The 16,882-nt window shown below is 71.5% G+C and carries 15 protein-coding genes; 4 read left to right on the top strand and 11 right to left on the bottom strand.

From position 1 onward, the window contains the following. The first annotated feature begins 14 nt into the window (after nt 1-14). Both ACEZDG_RS23575 and ACEZDG_RS23570 read left to right on the top strand, forming a co-directional pair. Entirely contained in the window at nt 15-932 is a 918-nt protein-coding gene (locus ACEZDG_RS23575) for an ABC transporter ATP-binding protein (protein WP_380512774.1), read from the top strand. Beyond that, on the top strand, nt 922-1,722 hold the full coding sequence (locus ACEZDG_RS23570) for an ABC transporter permease (protein WP_380512772.1): 801 nt from the start codon (nt 922-924) through the stop codon (nt 1,720-1,722). Before ACEZDG_RS23575 ends, ACEZDG_RS23570 begins: the two co-directional genes overlap by 11 nt. Nucleotides 1,723-1,752: 30 nt before the next feature. Here ACEZDG_RS23570 and ACEZDG_RS23565 read toward each other — a convergent pair whose 3' ends face one another. Next, a complete protein-coding gene (locus tag ACEZDG_RS23565; RefSeq protein WP_380512770.1) occupies nt 1,753-2,442 on the bottom strand; it encodes an SDR family oxidoreductase in 690 nt (229 codons plus the stop codon). A gap of 52 nt (nt 2,443-2,494) precedes the next feature. On the opposite strand from ACEZDG_RS23565, the gene ACEZDG_RS23560 reads away from it, so the two are divergent. Beyond that, a complete protein-coding gene (locus ACEZDG_RS23560; protein WP_380512769.1) occupies nt 2,495-4,474 on the top strand; it encodes an NAD-binding protein in 1,980 nt (659 codons plus the stop codon). Between the two features lie 10 nt (nt 4,475-4,484). Here the strand turns inward: ACEZDG_RS23560 and ACEZDG_RS23555 are convergent, their stop codons facing one another. The 3 genes from ACEZDG_RS23555 to ACEZDG_RS23545 all read right to left on the bottom strand — a co-directional run bounded on the left by ACEZDG_RS23555 (nt 4,485) and on the right by ACEZDG_RS23545 (nt 7,501). Continuing rightward, complete coding sequence (locus tag ACEZDG_RS23555; protein ID WP_380512767.1) at nt 4,485-5,009, bottom strand: LOG family protein; 525 nt, start codon at nt 5,007-5,009, stop codon at nt 4,485-4,487. Nucleotides 5,010-5,058: 49 nt separating this feature from the next. Then, nucleotides 5,059-6,216, bottom strand: a complete 1,158-nt coding sequence (gene mnmA / locus ACEZDG_RS23550; RefSeq protein ID WP_380512765.1) for a tRNA 2-thiouridine(34) synthase MnmA — start codon at nt 6,214-6,216, stop codon at nt 5,059-5,061. A gap of 106 nt (nt 6,217-6,322) precedes the next feature. Continuing rightward, nucleotides 6,323-7,501, bottom strand: a complete 1,179-nt coding sequence (locus ACEZDG_RS23545; RefSeq protein WP_380512763.1) for a cysteine desulfurase family protein — start codon at nt 7,499-7,501, stop codon at nt 6,323-6,325. Between the two features lie 172 nt (nt 7,502-7,673). On the opposite strand from ACEZDG_RS23545, the gene ACEZDG_RS23540 reads away from it, so the two are divergent. After that, nucleotides 7,674-8,423, top strand: coding sequence for an IclR family transcriptional regulator (locus tag ACEZDG_RS23540; RefSeq protein WP_380512761.1), 750 nt, complete (start codon nt 7,674-7,676; stop codon nt 8,421-8,423). 7 nt (nt 8,424-8,430) lie between these two features. Here the strand turns inward: ACEZDG_RS23540 and ACEZDG_RS23535 are convergent, their stop codons facing one another. From ACEZDG_RS23535 to ACEZDG_RS23505, 7 genes are all read right to left on the bottom strand, one after another. Continuing rightward, nucleotides 8,431-9,096 (bottom strand): trimeric intracellular cation channel family protein, encoded by a 666-nt coding sequence (locus tag ACEZDG_RS23535; RefSeq protein ID WP_380512759.1) that lies wholly within the window; start codon nt 9,094-9,096, stop codon nt 8,431-8,433. Nucleotides 9,097-9,158: 62 nt separating this feature from the next. Further along, nucleotides 9,159-10,217, bottom strand: a complete 1,059-nt coding sequence (locus tag ACEZDG_RS23530) for an ABC transporter ATP-binding protein (protein ID WP_380512757.1) — start codon at nt 10,215-10,217, stop codon at nt 9,159-9,161. Between the two features lie 129 nt (nt 10,218-10,346). Next, a complete protein-coding gene (locus tag ACEZDG_RS23525) occupies nt 10,347-11,462 on the bottom strand; it encodes an ABC transporter ATP-binding protein (RefSeq protein ID WP_380512755.1) in 1,116 nt (371 codons plus the stop codon). Continuing rightward, nucleotides 11,459-12,460: an ABC transporter permease gene (locus tag ACEZDG_RS23520; RefSeq protein WP_380512853.1), complete on the bottom strand. Its 1,002-nt coding sequence runs from the start codon at nt 12,458-12,460 to the stop codon at nt 11,459-11,461. The genes ACEZDG_RS23525 and ACEZDG_RS23520 overlap by 4 nt, the downstream gene beginning before the upstream one ends. A 113-nt stretch (nt 12,461-12,573) precedes the next feature. Then, nucleotides 12,574-14,331 (bottom strand): ABC transporter substrate-binding protein, encoded by a 1,758-nt coding sequence (locus ACEZDG_RS23515; RefSeq protein ID WP_380512754.1) that lies wholly within the window; start codon nt 14,329-14,331, stop codon nt 12,574-12,576. Between the two features lie 110 nt (nt 14,332-14,441). Continuing rightward, nucleotides 14,442-15,443: an ABC transporter permease gene (locus ACEZDG_RS23510; RefSeq protein WP_380512752.1), complete on the bottom strand. Its 1,002-nt coding sequence runs from the start codon at nt 15,441-15,443 to the stop codon at nt 14,442-14,444. A 654-nt stretch (nt 15,444-16,097) separates the two neighbouring features. Then, nucleotides 16,098-16,859 carry an enhanced serine sensitivity protein SseB C-terminal domain-containing protein gene (locus ACEZDG_RS23505; RefSeq protein WP_380512750.1) on the bottom strand — a complete coding sequence of 254 codons (762 nt, stop codon included), beginning with the start codon at nt 16,857-16,859 and terminating at the stop codon, nt 16,098-16,100. Between the last annotated feature and the right edge of the window lie 23 nt (nt 16,860-16,882).

Below are 16,882 nucleotides of genomic sequence, written 5' to 3'. Positions count from 1 at the left end.
CCGAGGAGGCCCTCTTGCTCTCCGCGCACGCACTGGTCAAGCGCTACGGCGGCACCGCCGCCCTGGACGGCTTCAGCCTGGACGTCGCCCCCGGCGAGATCGCCGGGCTGATCGGCCACAACGGGGCCGGCAAGTCCACCTTCGTGGAAGCGGTCACCGGCCTGACCCGCCCCGACTCCGGGCGGATCACCGTGGGCGGCCTGGACGTGCTGCGCTCCCCGCGCCGGGTTCGGCGGCTGATCGGCCTCGCCCCGCAGGAGATCGCGCTCTACCCGGCCGCGACCGCCCGGGAGCAGCTCCGGCTCTTCGGCGCCCTGGCCGGGCTGAGCGGAGCAGTGCTCTCGAAGCGGATCACCGCACTCGGCGCGGAACTGCTGCTCACCGAGGTACTCGACCGGCCGGCCGGGCTGCTCTCCGGCGGCCAGCGCCGCCGGGTCCAGGCCGCCACCGCGCTGATCGGCGACCCGCCGCTGCTGCTGCTGGACGAGCCCACCGCCGGCGCCGACCCGGAGACCAGGACCGCCCTGCTGGACGCGGTACGGGCCCGCGCGGCGAAGGGCACCGCCGTCCTCTACACCACCCACTACCTGCCCGAACTGGCCGACCTGGACGCCACCCTGGCCGTCGCCGGGGCCGGCCGGATCATCGCCAGGGGCAGCCGGGCCGAGCTGACCCGGCGGCTGCCCGGGGAACTGCGGCTGCGGCTCAGCGGCGGCAACCCGCTCCCCGAGCGGTTCCTGGCCCGGGCCACCGAACACGGCGGCGAGACCCGGATCAGCACCGCCGACGCCCCCGCCGACCTGGCCGCGCTGCTCGCGGCCGGCTGCACCCCCAGCACCGTCGACATCCGCCGGCCCGACCTGGACGACCTCTACCGCTCCCTCGCCGACCACTCCCCCGCCACCGCACCGGAGATCCCCCGTGCTGCCTGACTCCGCACTGCGGACCACCGCCCTCGGCGCCGTGCCGCTGCCGGCCCCGCTGCGCCGCTGCGCCGCGCTGGTCCGGCACAACACCGCGCTGCTGCTGGGCGAACCCGGCCCGCTGGCGAGCCGGATGATCCTGCCGCTGGTGTTCGTGACCCTGCTGCGCCCGCTCTACACCGCCGCCGAGGGCACCGCGGCGGGCACCGTCCAGGCGGTGACCGGCACGCTGATCACCTTCTCGCTGCTGGCCCTCAGCATCGTCGGCGGCTCCATCCTCACCGAGCGGCTGTGGCACACCTGGGACCGGCTGCGGGCCACCACCGCGCACCCGCTGGAGATCCTGGCCGGCAAGGCCGTCCCGGTGCTCGCCGCGCTGCTGGCCCAGCAGGCGGTGGTCCTCGGCTTCGGCGCGCTCGCCCTCGGCCTGCGGCTGGACCACCTGCCGCTGCTCGGCGCCGCCCTGCTCTGCTGGACGCTGACCCTGCTCGGCCTCGGCTCGGCGCTGGGCGTGCTGGCCCGCAGCCACGGCGAGCTGTCCGCCGGCTACGACATCGGCGGGATGCTGCTGAGCAGCCTCGGCGGCGCGTTCGTCCCGCTGTCCGCGCTGCCGCACTGGGTCAGGACGATCGCCCCGGCCTCCCCCGGCTACTGGGGCGCGGGCGCGCTGCGGGCCGCGCTCGCGGGCGAGGCCCCGCGGGTGCTGGAGTGCTGCGCGGTGCTGCTCGGCTTCGCCCTGGCGACCGCCCTGGTCGCCGCCCGCGGCCTGCTCAGGGCGTCCGCCCGGACCGCGCTCTGACGTTCCGTCCGGACACCTGCCGGACGGACGTCAGCCGCCCGGACGGACCGTCAGGTCGGTGATCGTGGCGTCCCGGGGCAGGTCGAGGGCGGTGACGATGGCGGTCGCCACCGACTCCGGGTCGATCCAGGCGGCGGCGTCGTAGGGCTTGCCCTCCTGCGCGTGCACCTTCTCCTGCATCGGGGTGGCGGTGCGGCCGGGGTAGACCGAGGTGACCCGGACCCCGTTGCCGCGCTCCTCGCCGCGCAGCGAGTCGGCGAGCGCCCTGAGCCCGAACTTGGAGGCCGCGTAGACCCCCCACTCCGGGTGCGCGGTGAGCCCGGCACCCGAGTTGACGAAGACCACGTGTCCCCGGGTGACCCGCAGCGTGGGCAGGAACAGCCGGGTCAGCTCGGCCGGGGCGACCAGGTTCACCGCCAGGGTCCGGTTCCAGACCTTGGTGCCCAGATCCCCGACCAGGCCCAGGTCGACCACCCCGGCGATGTGCAGCAGCGAGTCCAGCCGCACCGGCTGGGTCTGCTGCCCCAGCGCCCAGGACAGCCGGTCCGGCACGGCCAGGTCGCCGATCAGCGTATTGGCCCCGGGATACAGCTTCCGCAGCACCGCCGCCCGGTTGGCGTCCCGCGCCAGCAGCCACAGCTCGTCCCCGCGCGCCGCGAGCCGTGCCGCGACCGCCGCGCCGATGCCGGAGCCCGCGCCAGTGATCAGATGTGTTGCCATGTCTTCATTGGTATCACGCCCGGCACAGATGATGATCCATCACGATGGGTTCGTGACCCATCCACTGAACGGCACAGCGGCACCGGCCGCGGAGTCCGCCGCGCCGCTGCCACCGGGCCATATGATCGTCTGCGGCGGCGACGCGCTGACGCACCGGCTGGCGCTCGAGCTGATCCACCTCTACCGCGAGCGGGTGACCCTGGTCATTCCCGACCCGGAGCAGGGCCACGGCCCCCAACTCGCGGCGCTGGCCACCGAGGACGGCTCGGTCACGGTGATCACCGGGCGCAGTCCGGACGAGGCCACCCTGATCGCCGCCGGGATCGCCGAGGCCACCGCGCTCGCGCTGACCATGGACGACGACCCCGCCGTCACCCAGGCCGCGCTGCTGGCCCGGGGGCTCAACCCCCGGCTGCGGCTGGTGATCCGGGTCTTCGGCAACGCCCTCGGGCAGCGGCTCGAGCACCTGCTGGACCGGGAGGCCGACCACGCCGACCACGCGGGCGGGTCCACCGCCGTGCTCTCCGCCTCGGAGACCGCGACCCCGGCCCTGGTCTCGGCCGCCGTGACCGACCGCAACCAGCTGATCCCGATCGACGGCGGCACCTTCTCGGTGGCCGAGTCCCCGATCGGCGCCGAGACCGAGCCCGGCACCGTGCCGTTGGCGCTGCTCGCCCCGCGCACCGGCAACCTGGTCGGCTCCGGCGACAACCCGGTGCACACCCTGCTCCCCTCCGCGGAGCAGGCCGCCGCCGCGACGGAGGCCGGCACCAGGGCCGTGCTGCGGCTGCGGCACGACCCCAACCCGCCCGCCCTGCCCGGGCCGCGCTTCCCCCGGCTGCCGCTGGGCGCGCTGTTCTCCCGGCGGGTGCGGAAGGCGGCGCTCGGCCTGGCCGGCTTCGTCGCGGTGATCACCGTGGCGACCTGGCTGGCCACCGGGGAGTCGCCGGCGCTGTCCTTCTACCAGGTGCTGATGGATGTGGCGGCGGCCGGGAACCCGGCCGAGGACGCCCCGTTGGCGCGGCAGATACTGCAGGTGCTCTCGGTCTTCGCCGGGATGCTGATCATGCCGCTGGTGCTGGCGCTGGTCCTGGAGAGCCTGGGCGCGCTGCACAACGTCAGCGTGCTGGACCGGCCCCGGCGCAGCATCGCCGACCACATCGTGATCATCGGGCTGGGCAAGGTCGGCAGCCGGGTGCTGGAACGGCTGGCCGAGATGCGGGTGCCGGTGGTGGCGGTGGAGCGCGACCCCAATGCCCTCGGGGTGGCCCGCGCCCGCAAGCTGCAGGTCCCGGTGGTGATCGGCGACATCTCGCAGCCCGAGGTCTACCGCGACGCCCGGATCAGCCGCTGCCGCACGCTGATGGCGCTGACCAGCAATGACAGCGTCAACCTGGAGGCGGTGCTCTACGCCAGGGAACAGCGGCCCGATCTGCGGGTGGTGCTGCGGCTCTTCGACGACGCCTTCGCCAGCACGGTCTACCGCGCCCTGAACGCCTCCTATCCGCAGGTCCCCACCCGCAGCCGCAGTGTCTCCTACCTCGCCGCGCCGGCCTTCGCGGCGGCGATGATGGGGCGTCAGGTGCTGGCCGCGATCCCGGTCGAGCGGCAGATGCTGCTGGTCGCCACCCTCGGGGTGCGCGGCCGGGTGGCGCTGGCGGGCCGGACCGTCGGCGACGCCTTCCGTCCGGGCGGCTGGCGGGTGGTCGGGCTCCAGGGCCGCGGCGCACCGCTGCACTGGAACCCGGACCCGGGACGGCTGCTGACCGACGAGGACCGGGTGGTGGTGGTCGCGACCAGGGAGGGCCTCGGCCTGCTGCTCCGGCGCGGTGCGGTCGGCACGGCCGCGGAGGAGGCGGAGGCCGGGGAGCTGCGGGAGACCGCGCCCGAGACGGACACCGAGCTCGTGGAGCCGTGGAGCGGGCCGATCACCATCCCGGCTCCCACCCCGGCACCGGGCTCCGCCCCCGCGCCGCTGCCGCACCTGCCCCGGGCCCAGCCCAGCGCCCCGTACCCGGAGGAGGGCGACTGAGCGGGAAGGGTCAGCCTTCGAGCAGGGCCAGGGCCTCGGCCGGGTCCTGGGCGAAGCGGACCAGCTGGTCCAGCGGCTTCGGCAGGAACCCCTCGGCCTCCATCCGGTCGAGCTGGGTGCGCAGCCCCTGGTAGAAGCCCTCGGTGTCGAGCAGTACCACCGGCTTGATGTGCAGGCCGTGCTTCTTCAGCTCGACCACCTCGGTGACCTCGTCCAGCGTGCCGAGGCCGCCGACCAGGACCACGATGGCGTCGGCGCGGGCCAGCAGCACGGCCTTGCGCTCGGCCAGGTCACGGGTCATCACCAGCTCGTCGGCGCCCTGGTAGGTCTTGTGGGAGAGAAGCTCGACCGAGACGCCGACCAGCTTGCCGCCGGCCGCCTTGGCCTCGTCCGCGACCAACCCCATCAGGCCGGCATGGGAGCCGCCCCAGACCAGGGTGTGGCCGCGCTCGCCGAGCAGCCGGGCGAACTCCCGGGCCGGGCCGGTGTAGCGCTCGTCCAGGTCGAAGGCGGAGCAGAAGACGGTGACGTTCATGAGCGGGTCCCCCGGTACGGGTCGGTCGGTACGGGTCGGTCGGTACGGGTCAGTGGGTGAGTACGGCGCGCTCGGTGGTGGCGATGGTGGCCGAGCCGACCACCCGGGTGCCGTCGTAGAGCACCACCGCCTGGCCCGGAGCGATCCCCCGGGCGGGCTCGGCAAGTTCGACCCTGAGCTCGCCGTCGACCAGCGCGGCCGTAGCCGCCACCGGCTCGCCGTGGGCCCGCAGCTGCACCGTGCAGGCGCCCGCGGTGAACGGGGTGGACCCGCACCAGCGCGGCCTGATGCCGGTCAGCCCGGCCACGTCCAGGGCCTCGGCCGGGCCGACGGTGACCCGGTTGTCGACCGGGGAGATGTCCAGCACGTAGCGCGGCTTGCCGTCCGCCGCCGGGTGGCCGATCCGCAGGCCCTTGCGCTGGCCGATGGTGAAGCCGTACGCGCCGCTGTGCTCGCCGAGCCGGGTGCCGTCCACGTCGACGATCTCGCCGGGGGCGGTGCCCAGGCGCTGCTCCAGGAAGCCCTGGGTGTCGCCGTCGGCGATGAAGCAGATGTCGTGGCTGTCCGGCTTCTTGGCAACGGCCAGGCCGCGCCGCTCGGCCTCGGCGCGGACCTGCTCCTTGGGGGTGTCCCCGAGCGGGAACATGGCGTGGTCGAGCTGCTCGGTGTCCAGCACCCCCAGCACGTACGACTGGTCCTTGGCCGGGTCCACCGCGCGGTGCAGCTCGCGGACGCCGCCGGGGCCGGTCAGGATCCGCGCGTAGTGGCCGGTGCAGACCGCGTCGAAGCCCAGGGCGACCGCCTTGTCCAGCAGCGCCGCGAACTTGATCTTCTCATTGCAGCGCAGGCAGGGGTTGGGGGTGCGCCCGGCGGCGTACTCGGCCACGAAGTCGTCGATGACGTCCTCGCGGAAGCGCTCGGCCAGGTCCCAGACGTAGAACGGGATGCCGATCACATCGGCGGCCCGGCGGGCGTCCCTGGAGTCCTCCAGCGTGCAGCAGCCGCGGGCGCCGGTGCGGAAGGACTGCGGGTTGCTGGACAGCGCCAGGTGCACCCCGGTCACCTCGTGCCCGGCCTCCGCGGCCCGGGCGGCGGCGACAGCGGAGTCCACGCCGCCGGACATCGCGGCGAGCACGCGCAGGCGTCCGCCGCCGAGGGGCGCGGTCGCGGGATCGGAGACGTCGGGGGCACCGGGAAAGTCAGTCATGATGCCCCCAGGGTACGTTCCGTCCCCAGCAGCAAGACAATCGCTTTCCCCAGAACCCGCCTCCGGCGGACGCGGCGCCCGCCCCGCGCCGTCCCGGACCGCCGGGCTAGCGCCGCGACGCCGCGCCGGCCATCCGGGCCCGCTCGACGACCGGGCCGATCGCCGCCGCCAGCGCCGCCACGTCCGCCGCGGTCGAGGTGTGGCCGAGCGAGAACCGGAGCGAGGCCCGGGCCAGCGCGGGTTCCACGCCCATCGCCAGCAGCACATGGCTCGGCTGGGGCACGCCCGCCGAGCAGGCGGACCCGGTGGAGCACTCGATGCCGCGGGCGTCCAGCAGCATCAGCAGGGCGTCGCCCTCGCAGCCGGGGAAGGAGAAGTGGGCGCTGGCGGAGAGCCGCCCCTCGGCCGTGGGGTCGCCGTTGAGGACCGCGTCGGGAACCGCGCCCAGGACCGCGATCACCAGCTCGTCGCGCAGCGCGGCGAGGGTCCTGGCGTGCTCCGGCTGCCGCTCGGCTGCGATCGCCGCCGCCGCCGCGAAGCCGGCCGCGGCCGGCACGTCCAGGGTGCCGGAGCGGACGTCGCGCTCCTGGCCGCCGCCGTGCAGCAGCGGGACCGGGGTGGCGGCGCGGGTCAGCAGCAGTGCGCCGATGCCGTAGGGGCCGCCGATCTTGTGGCCGGTGACGGTGAGCGCGTCCAGGCCGGAGTCGGCGAAGGAGAGCGGGAGCTGGCCGAAGGCCTGCACCGCGTCGGCGTGCATCGGGATGGCGAACTCCCGTGCCACCGCCGCGAGTTCCCGCACCGGCTGGATGGTGCCGACCTCGTTGTTGGCCCACATCACGGTGACCAGCGCCACATCGGCCGGGTTCGCGGTGATCGCCTCGCGCAGGGCTTCGGGGTGCACCCGGCCGTGGCCGTCCACCGGCAGCCAGTCGACCCTGGCCCCCTCGTGCCGCTCCAGCCACTCCACCGCGTCCAGCACGGCGTGGTGCTCGACCGGGCTGCAGAGGATCCGGACCCGGGCCGGATCGGCGTCGCGGCGGGCCCAGTAGAGGCCCTTGACCGCGAGGTTGTCGGACTCGGTGCCGCCGCCGGTCAGCACCACCTCGCTGGGACGGGCGCCGAGGGCCAGGGCGAGGGTCTCGCGGGACTCCTCGACCACGCGGCGGGCTCGGCGGCCGGCGGCGTGCAGGGAGGAGGCGTTGCCGGTGCTGCCGAGGTGTGCGGTCATGGCGCTGACCGCTTCGGGGAGCATCGGGGTGGTCGCGGCATGGTCGAGATAGGGCATGGCGGGATCAAGTGTAGGGGGAGCGGCGCGGCCACGGTGCCACGGTCCGGACCCGGACCGCGACGGCCCCGGCTCCGGCCTCGCGCCACCGGCCGCCGCCTCCCGCGTTGCGCTCTGTGCAACGGGTCCCTAGGATCCGGGGACAGATCGAGACCGGGCAAGGCGGGACTGGATGGCACAGACGGTGGACCGGGCGCTGGTGATCCTCGCCTCGCTGGCCGAGGGCCCGGCCTCGCTGGAGCAGGCCGCCAACCGGATCGGGGTGCACAAGTCCACCGCGATGCGGCTGCTGCGCACCCTGGAGGAGCACGGTTTCGTGCACCGCCAGCCGGACTACCGCTACCGCCTCGGCGGCAAGCTGTTCTCGCTGGCCCAGCTCGCGCTGGAGAGCATCGACGTCCGGGTGGTCGCCGCCCCGCACCTGGCCGCGCTCAACGAGCGCTGCGGGCACACCGTGCACCTGGCCGTGTACGAGGACGGCGAGGTCACCTATGTCGACAAGCTGGAGAGCCGCTACCCGGTCCGGATGTACTCGCGGATCGGCAAGCGGGCGCCGCTGACCGCCTCCGCCGTCGGCAAGGTGCTGCTGGCGGACCTGCCGGAGGCGCGGCGGCGCGAGGTCGCCGCGACCCTGGAGTACCCCGCCTACACGGCCCGTTCGCTGCGCACCCCCGAGGCGCTGCTGGCCGAGCTGGCCACGGTGCGCGAGCAGGGCTGGGCGGTGGACCGCAGCGAGTACGAGGAGACGGTGAACTGCGTGGCGGTGCCGATCCGGGGCATCGACGGGCGGGTGATCGCGGCCTGCTCGATCTCCACGCCCACGGTGGTCGCCCCGATGGGCACCCTGCGCCGGCTGGTGCCCGAGCTGCTGCGGACGGCCGAGGCGGTCTCCCAGGAGTACGGCGGCCGGGTCGAGGCCTGATGCGCCGTCAGCCGCTCTCGCCCCCGCTGCTGGAGCTCCCCCGGTGCCAGGCCCTGGGGGCGCGCCAGTCGTAGCGCAGCGCCAGCATCCGCAGGGTGAAGGCGACCAGCGCGGCGAGCGTCCCGGTGACCCCGTCCAGCGCGTTCAGCCAGATCAGCACGGCCACCATGCCCGCGCCGACCAGGGCGGGGACGGCGTAGAGGGCGCGGTCCCAGCGCAGCAGCGAGGGCAGCTCGTGGGCCAGCAGGTCGCGGGCCACACCGCCGCCGACGGCGGTGAGCATGCCGAGCGCGATGTCGGCGACCGAGCCGAGGCCGTAGTCGTGCGCCTTGGCGGTGCCGGTGACGCAGAACAGGCCGAGGCCGGCCGCGTCCAGCAGCTGGATGGTGCCGTTGATCCGCTGCACCTCGGGGTGCAGGAAGAAGACCACCAGGGTGGCCACCAGCGGGGTGAAGAAGTACCCCATGTTCTGGAACGCCGCCGGTGGTACCGCGCCGATCACCAGGTCGCGGAACACCCCGCCGCCGAGCGCGGTGACCTCGGCGAGCACGGCGATGCCGAAGATGTCGAGGTTCTTGCGCACGGCCAGCAGCCCGCCGGAGAGGGCGAAGACGAAGATCCCGATCAGGTCGAGCACCTGCTGCACGTCGGGGGTGAAGATCTGCGAGGTCACAGCCCCAGTTCTACCGTGTCGGAGGAACGGCGGACCGACCGCCGCCCCTCCGACACCTCACGCTAGGCCGGCGGGTTCTCCGGGAAGTGGCAGGCGACCTGGTGACCGGTCTTCAGCGCCACCAGCGGCGGCTCCTGGGAGGCGCAGACGTCCTGGGCCTTCCAGCAGCGGGTGCGGAAGCGGCAGCCCGAGGGCGGGTTGATCGGCGAGGGGACGTCGCCGGTGAGCCGGATCCGCTCGCGCTGCCCGGCGCCCCTGCGCTTGGTGTCGGGCACCGGGACGGCCGACATCAGAGCGTTGGTGTACGGGTGCATCGGCCCCGCGTAGAGCGACTCGCGGTCGGCCAGCTCCACGATCTTGCCGAGGTACATCACCGCGACCCGGTCGGAGACGTGGCGGACCACCGAGAGGTCGTGCGCGATGACGATGTAGGTGAGGCCGAGTTCCTTCTGCAGGTCGTCCAGCAGGTTGACCACCTGCGCCTGGATCGACACGTCCAGGGCCGAGACCGGCTCGTCCGCGACGATCATCTTCGGCCGCAGCGCCAGCGCCCGGGCGATGCCGATGCGCTGCCGCTGGCCGCCGGAGAACTCGTGCGGGTAGCGGTTGTAGTGCTCCGGGTTGAGGCCGCAGAGCTCCAGCATGTCCTGGACCGCGCGCTTGATGCCGTGCTCGGTCTTGATGTTCTGCAGCCGGTACGGGGCGCCGACGATGGTGCCGACGGTGTGCCGGGGGTTCAGCGAGGAGTACGGGTCCTGGAAGATCATCTGGATGTCCCGGCGCAGCGGGCGCATCTGCGAGGTGCCGAGGTGGGTGATGTTCACCCCCTCGAACTCGATCCTCCCGCCGGTGGGCTCGAGCAGCCGGGTCACCAGGCGGCCCATCGTGGACTTGCCGCAGCCGGACTCGCCGACGACGCCGAGGGTCTCGCCCTGGCGGACGTCGAAGGTGAGACCGTCCACGGCCTGGACGGCCCCCACCTGGCGCTGGAGCAGCCCCTTCTTGATGGGGAAGTGCTTGACCAGCCCGTTGACCTTCAGCAGCGGTTCGCCCTCGGCGACCGGCGCGGGTGAAGGCACGGGGACAGTCGCGCTCGCGGCGGTGGAGCTGTCATCAGCCATGGTTCGTTCTCGTCTCCTCGACGTGCGACGGGTGCTGTCGCAGTGCGGTGCTCTGTCGGGGTGGGGCCCCGCGGTCCCCTCCGCTTGTGGCGGAGGGGACCGGAGTGCGGTCCTGATCCAGCGTTGCGGCTAGATCCGGGGGGCGATCTCCTCGGTGAAGATCTGGTGCCGGGTCTCCAGCGGCAGATGGCAGGCGGCCGAGTGGTTCGGGCCGGTCTGCACCAGCTCCGGGACCTCGGTCTCGGACTGTCCGCCGGTGCGTCCCGCGTAGGGGCAGCGCGGGTGGAAGGCGCAGCCCGTCGGCAGGTTGATCAGGCTGGGCGGGTTGCCCTGGACCGGGATCAGCCGCTCCTGGATCTCCCGGTCGATCCGGGGCATCGAGCCGAGCAGGCCCCAGGTGTAGGGGTGCTCGGGCGCGGTGAAGATCTGGTCCGCCGGACCCTTCTCCACACAGCGGCCGCCGTACATCACCAGGATGTCGTCGGCCAGCTCGGCCACCACGCCCAGGTCGTGGGTGATGATGATGACCGCGGAGCCGAACTCCTGCTGCAGGTCCCGGATCAGGTCCAGGATCTGCGCCTGGACGGTGACGTCCAGCGCGGTGGTCGGCTCGTCCGCGATCAGCAGGGACGGGTCGTTGGAGAGCGCCATGGCGATCATCGCGCGCTGCCGCATACCGCCGGAGAACTGGTGCGGGTGGTCGTCCACCCGCCTGTTGGGCTGCGGGATGCCGACCCGGTCGAGCATGTTGATGGCGTGCTCGCGGGCCGCCTTCTTGCTGACGTCCGGGTGGTGCACCCGGTACGCCTCGATGATCTGCTGGCCGATCGTGTAGAAGGGGTGCATCGCGGTCAGCGGGTCCTGGAAGATCATCGCCATCTGGTGGCCGCGCAGCTTGCGGACCTCCTCCGGATGGGCGCCGATCAGCTCCTTGCCGTCGAGCCAGATCTCCCCGGTCATCCGGGCGCCGCGGGTCTTGCCGGCGGCCCGGTGCAGACCCATGATCGACAGCGAGGTCACCGACTTGCCGGAGCCCGACTCGCCGACGATGCCCAGGGTCTTGCCGCGCTCCAGGCTGAAGCTCAGCCCGTCCACGGACTTGACCACGCCGTCGTCGGTGGGGAAGTGCACCCGGAGGTCGCGGACATCGAGGAACGCGGTGGGCGGAGCGAGCAGCGGGCTGCTCGGACCCAGGTCGACCAGGTCGCTGCGGTCCTCCGCGGACGTGTTCTTGCGGATGTTCATGCGAGCCTCACACGGGGGTCGACAACCGCGTAGAGCAGGTCGACGACCAGGTTGGCGATGATGATGAAGAAGGCAGCGAAGAGGGTGACGCCCATGATCATCGGCAGGTCGTTCTTCTGGATCCCCACCAGCGCCCAGAACCCGAGGCCGTGCAGGTTGAACACGTTCTCGGTCAGGATCGCGCCGCCGAGCAGGCCGCCCAGGTCCATGCCGAAGATGGTGAGGATGGGGGTCAGCGTCGAACGCATGGCGTGCTTGCCCACCACCACCCGCTCGGCCAGGCCCTTGGCGCGGGCGGTGCGGATGTAGTCCTCGCCCATCACGTCGAGCATGGTGGCGCGGGTGAGCCGGGCGTAGGTGGCGGCGAAGAGGAAGGCCAGGGTGATCCAGGGCAGCAGCATGCCCTGGAACCAGGTCACCGGGTCGTCGCCGAAGCTGATCCCGCTGCTGTTGGGCAGCCAGTCCAGCTTGTAGACCACGATCGCCGAGCAGACCAGGCCGGTGAAGTACACGGGTAGTGACACACCGGCCAGGGCCGCCACCATGGTGACCCGGTCCAGCAGGCTGCGTTTGCGGAGGGCGGACAGGATGCCGGTGCCCACACCGAAGATCAGCCAGATGACGGCGGCGCCGGCGGCGAGGGAGGCGGTGACCGGCAGCGCGCCGGTCAGCGTGTTCCACACGGGCCGGTTGTCCTGGGTGGACAGGCCGAGGCAGGGGGCCGGGCAGTAGGTCTTGTCAGGCCCGTTGTTGTAGTGCCGACCGGCGACGATCCCCTTGACGTAGAGGCCGTACTGCTCGTAGAGCGGCTTGTCGAACCCCAGTTTCACCCGGAGGCCGGCGATGGCCGTCGGGTTGGCGTTCTTGCCGACATAGAGCATGACGGGGTCGGTGCCAGTGATCTTCGGCACCATGAAGAAGACGCCAAAGGTGATCATCGAGACCACCAGCAGCATGACGACCACGTGCGTGAGTCGCCGGAAGAGGTAGAGAAGCACTGCGATCGGCCCGGCCACCGGCCGGCCGCCTTCCCTTGTGGGGTCGGCGGCCGGCCGAGTCCTGCCTTCACCTGCCCTTCGGTCTAGCTGTACTTACTACAGGTGAAGTGAAATCACTTGCCGTCGGAGGTGCCGAGCGAGGCAAAGTTGATCATGCCGAGCGCGGCCGAGAACTGCACGTTGGTCAGGCGCGGGTTGTAGTAGTTGAGCGACTGCTCGACCACACCCGGGAAGTACAGCGCCAGGTCCATGACCCGGTGGTTGATCTTGGTGTAGTCCGCAGCGGAGACAGCCGGGTCGGTGCTCTTCGCCGCGTCGATCAGCCAGCCCTGGATCTGCGGGTCGTTGATCTCGCTGTAGTTGTTGTTACCGGCGGGCAGGATCTGGCGGCCGTCGATCAGGACGCTCAGGAAGCCCGAGGCGGTCGGGTAGTCGGATCCCCAGCCGAAGACGTTGAGGCCGATCCCCTTCTGGTGCATGATCGCCGGGGCGCCCACGGTGGAGCTGGACTTGGAGCCGTCGTACTGGAAGATGTCGGCCTTGATGCCGACCTGCTTCAGGTCGTTCTGCAGCGAGACGGCCTGCTTGACGTCCTTCGGGCTGGTGCTGCGGGCCGCGATGACGGTGCTGAAGCCGTTCGGCTTGCCGCAGAGGGCCAGCTCGGACTTCGCCTTGTCGACCTGCGACTGACCGGCCGCCAGGTTGTACGGGTCGTACTTGTCGTAGCCCGCGACGGTGGGGGGCAGCATGTTCAGCGCCAGGGCGCCGGCCCACTTGCCGCCACGCGCGGTCTGCTGACCGGTGCCGCTGGTCGCGTACTCCACGGCCTTGCGGCAGTGGACGTTGTCGAACGGCGCGACCTTGGTCTGGATCGAGATGTAGCGGATGGTCGCCGCCGGGGCGTCCACCGCGTCCGCCTTCAGCGACGGGGTGGTGAGGATCTTCGCCTGGGCGGCGGTCTGCACGCCGCGCTGTCCGGCGTCGATGTCACCGGTGCCGGCCAGCAGCTGGCTGTCGACGTCATCGGCGTTGGTGTCGATGGTGAAGTCGTACGCGTCCGGCAGCGCGGTGCGGATGTTGTCCGTCGACGGGTCCCAGTTGGGGTTGCGGACGAACTTGATCGACTTCTGCGGGGCGTAGGAGGCGATCTTGTACGGGCCGCTGGACTCGGGGGCCTGGGCGTACTTGGCGCCCGTGTCCTTGCTCGGCTCGACCGGCGAGGCGGAGCCCATGGCCAGGTGGTAGATGAAGTCCGAGTTGGCCTCGGCCAGGTGGAACACGATGGTGCTGTCGTCGGGGGTCTCCACCGACTTCAGGCCCATCTTGTTCGGGTCGGTGTCCTTGTACGGGCCGGGGTACTTCTGGCCCTCGTCGAGGTCGGCGATCAGGTAGGTCGGGCCACCGGGCAGGACGTCCTGCGCGAAGGTGCGCTCGATGCCGTACTTGATGTCCTTCGACGTGATCGGGGCGCCGTCGTCGAACTTGATGCCGCTCTTCAGCTTGAAGGTATAGGTCTTGCCGTCCGCCGAGATGGTCGGCATGGCCGAGGCCAGGTCGGGGGCGAGCTGCAGACCGGCCTGGCCCGGCTTCATCGGGTAGGCGACCAGGGTGCGGGTGTAGAGCTGCTGCAGGTTCCACACGAAGGCGTAGTAGCCGATCGCAGGGTCGAGCGAGTCGACGTCCTGCGTGCTCAGCAGGTGGATCGTGCCGCCCTTCTTGGTGGAAGGGTTCACGATGCTGGTCGCCGCGGCATTGAAGGTCGATCCGTTGCCGGACTTCGACGGCGCACTGCTGCTGCCGCCGCCCTTGCTGCCACCGCAGGCGGAGGTCACGGACATGAGTCCGGCCACGCCGACGGCCAGGATAGCCATTGTCTGCTTTTTCATGTGCTGTCAACCTCCGAGTGTGACCAGGACTGGAATTCCTGGTCGGGGGGTGAGAAAGTGCCGTGCCCGGGCCGTCGGCGCCAGGTTCGGACGTCTTAGTTGCCCTTCGGGTCCAGGGCGTCGCGCAGCCCGTCGCCGAACAGGTTGAAGGCGAGGACGGTGATGAAGATCGCCAGGCCCGGGATCAGCAGGTCGGGGAGATCGATCGTGTAGTACGTGATCGAATCCGAGAGCATCTGCCCCCACGAGGGCGTCGGCGGCTTCACACCCACCCCGAGGAAGCTCAGCGCCGCCTCGTTGAGGATGTTCGTCGGGATCATCAGCGTGGTGTACACCAGGATCGGCGCCACCAGGTTCGGCAGCAGCTCCTTGATCAGGATGTGCACCTGGCCCGCGCCCAGGCTGCGGGCCGCCTCGACGAACTCCCGTTCGCGCAAGGACAGCGTCTGCCCTCTGACGATGCGTCCGATGTAGGGCCAGCCGAAGAAGCCGATCACAAAGATCAGCACGAAGATCCTCGGGGTGCTGCCACCCATACCGAAGATCTTGTCCGGGACCACCGAGACCAGCGCGATGGAGAAAAGCAGTTGCGGGAAGGACAGCAGGACGTCCATGCTGCGGCTGATGGCGGTGTCGACCCAGCCGCCCATGAAGCCGGCGGCCATGCCCAGCAGCACACCGATGATCACCGCGAGCAGGGCCGCGCCGAAGGCCACAATCAGCGAGATCTGGGCTCCGTAGACGACACGGGCGAAGATGTCGCGGCCGGTGCTCGGCTCCAGGCCGAGCCAGTGGGTGGCACTGATGCCGCCCAGCGAGCCGCGCGGAAGACCGATGCCGATGTCGCCGAAGTCCAGTTCCTTGGGATGGAAGTCATCGGCGTTCTGCCCCTCGAGGGCGGTCAGCAGCGGCGCCAGGATGCCGACCAGGATCAGCAGCAGCACCATGACCCCGCCGCCCAGGGCGACCTTGTCGCGCTTGAGGCGTTCCCAGGCGATCCGGCCGGGTGAGCGACCGACGATCTTCCCCGGGGCGATCGTGGGGTCGGCTTCGACCTCCAGAGTCGCGGTGCCGGAGTCGTGAAGTGGCGCAGTCATGAGTGGATAGACCCCCAAGCCGGTGGTGACCGGCACACGGTGCCCGGTCGACCCGCCTGGTCGTGAGTCCCGGTCGGGACGCGGACCGACCGACGAGGTCGCAGTTCACAGTTGGTGCCAAGTGCTTTGGAACGAGATTGCGGTGACGATAAGTCAGGCGTTCACTGACAAAGCGTTCGAATGCCTATTTTTAGTCGCATAAGTGGATAAAACTCAAGTCGGCCGGACGAACCGGACATACTCACCCCCGTCCCGCAGCTGCACCACTCCGGTCCGGGGTAACGGTCGAAAGTCGTACTGTGCGTGCAAGTTGTGAGGCAGCCTCGACCCACCACTCGCGGCGCCACTCTTCAACACCGAATAGGGCCTCCGCCAGACCCCCTACTCAAAGGTTGCCTAACCGTGATCTGCATCGATACATGCCCGGGACCTGCGAATACCTCTCTTCACACGCCTGTTACACGGACCCCGCCACTCAGATCTACGCGTGCAGATAACGTTCCCGCAGGTCAGGCGCATATCTGACACCACTGAAGTGGGTGTCACCCCGATACGGACGGCCTGAATCGGGCGCTTCGAGACCATTTCGATATGTCACAGAGCGCTACCGGCTGAATGATCGTCAGGGCCGTCGGGCCCGGGGCGGACGCCGGGTCAGACCCGGGGGTAGCCGTACCCGCCGCCGGCCACCGGGCGCTCGAAGAAGGGCAGGGCGCGCACCTGGAGCCAGAGCGCCACCGGGTCGAAGGGGTCGGACATCGCGACCGTCGACACCGCCACGCCCTCGGGGACCCCGGACAGGGCGTGCTGCATCATCTGCCGGACCGACTCGACGGCCGGCGGGCTGGAGTCGTACAAATCCAGACCGATCACCAGATACGGGGTGCCCCAGGCGGGTTCGACCCAGGCCCGGCGCAGCGAGCGGACCGCGGGCGTGCCGTGCGCGGCCTGGTTCAGCAGCGCGTAGAACTGGTCCGCGGCGACCTGCGGCTCGCTGATCCGCAGCGGGCCGGCCGGCAGCCGGTCCAGGCCGCCGGCGATCCGGCGCAGATCCGCCCAGGGCAGCCCGACACCGCCGCCGGGCTGGTGCGGGTTGAGCCAGAGGCCCCAGCGCTCGCGGTAGAGCGCGGCGGCGATCTCACGCCCCGAACTGACCTGGTGGGCGCGGCTCCAGCCGCTGGCGGCCAGCTGCTCGGGGGAGGTGACGCAGGGCGCGTAGCCGGCGCCGCCGACCTCCATGTTCCCGTACTGGGCGTCGGGGCGGCCCGGCTCGCCGTGCCAGAGCAGCATCCACACCTGCCCCTCGGCGACCGCGTGGAGCAGGGACTCATAGGTGTCGAAGCGCCCCGGCACGACCTCGCGCAGTACCTGTTCGATGGCGGCCCCGCCGCCCGCGGCACCGCCTGACTCGACCACTGCCACTCTCTCCCCTACCCCCG

The organism is Streptacidiphilus alkalitolerans (assembly GCF_042511045.1).
GTDB classification, from domain to species: domain Bacteria; phylum Actinomycetota; class Actinomycetes; order Streptomycetales; family Streptomycetaceae; genus Streptacidiphilus; species Streptacidiphilus alkalitolerans.
Note: the sequence above shows the minus strand (reverse complement) of the source record. Positions and strands in the feature narration are given on the sequence as shown.

Coding starts and splice junctions, on each gene's coding strand:
- ACEZDG_RS23510 (WP_380512752.1), bottom strand. CDS start 15,443: ATGACTGCGCCACTTCACGACTCCGGCACCGCGACTCTGGAGGTCGAA.
- ACEZDG_RS23515 (WP_380512754.1), bottom strand. CDS start 14,331: ATGGCTATCCTGGCCGTCGGCGTGGCCGGACTCATGTCCGTGACCTCC.
- ACEZDG_RS23525 (WP_380512755.1), bottom strand. CDS start 11,462: ATGAACATCCGCAAGAACACGTCCGCGGAGGACCGCAGCGACCTGGTC.
- mnmA (WP_380512765.1), bottom strand. CDS start 6,216: ATGACTGACTTTCCCGGTGCCCCCGACGTCTCCGATCCCGCGACCGCG.
- ACEZDG_RS23530 (WP_380512757.1), bottom strand. CDS start 10,217: ATGGCTGATGACAGCTCCACCGCCGCGAGCGCGACTGTCCCCGTGCCT.
- ACEZDG_RS23555 (WP_380512767.1), bottom strand. CDS start 5,009: ATGAACGTCACCGTCTTCTGCTCCGCCTTCGACCTGGACGAGCGCTAC.
- ACEZDG_RS23540 (WP_380512761.1), top strand. CDS start 7,674: ATGGCACAGACGGTGGACCGGGCGCTGGTGATCCTCGCCTCGCTGGCC.
- ACEZDG_RS23545 (WP_380512763.1), bottom strand. CDS start 7,501: ATGCCCTATCTCGACCATGCCGCGACCACCCCGATGCTCCCCGAAGCG.
- ACEZDG_RS23565 (WP_380512770.1), bottom strand. CDS start 2,442: ATGGCAACACATCTGATCACTGGCGCGGGCTCCGGCATCGGCGCGGCG.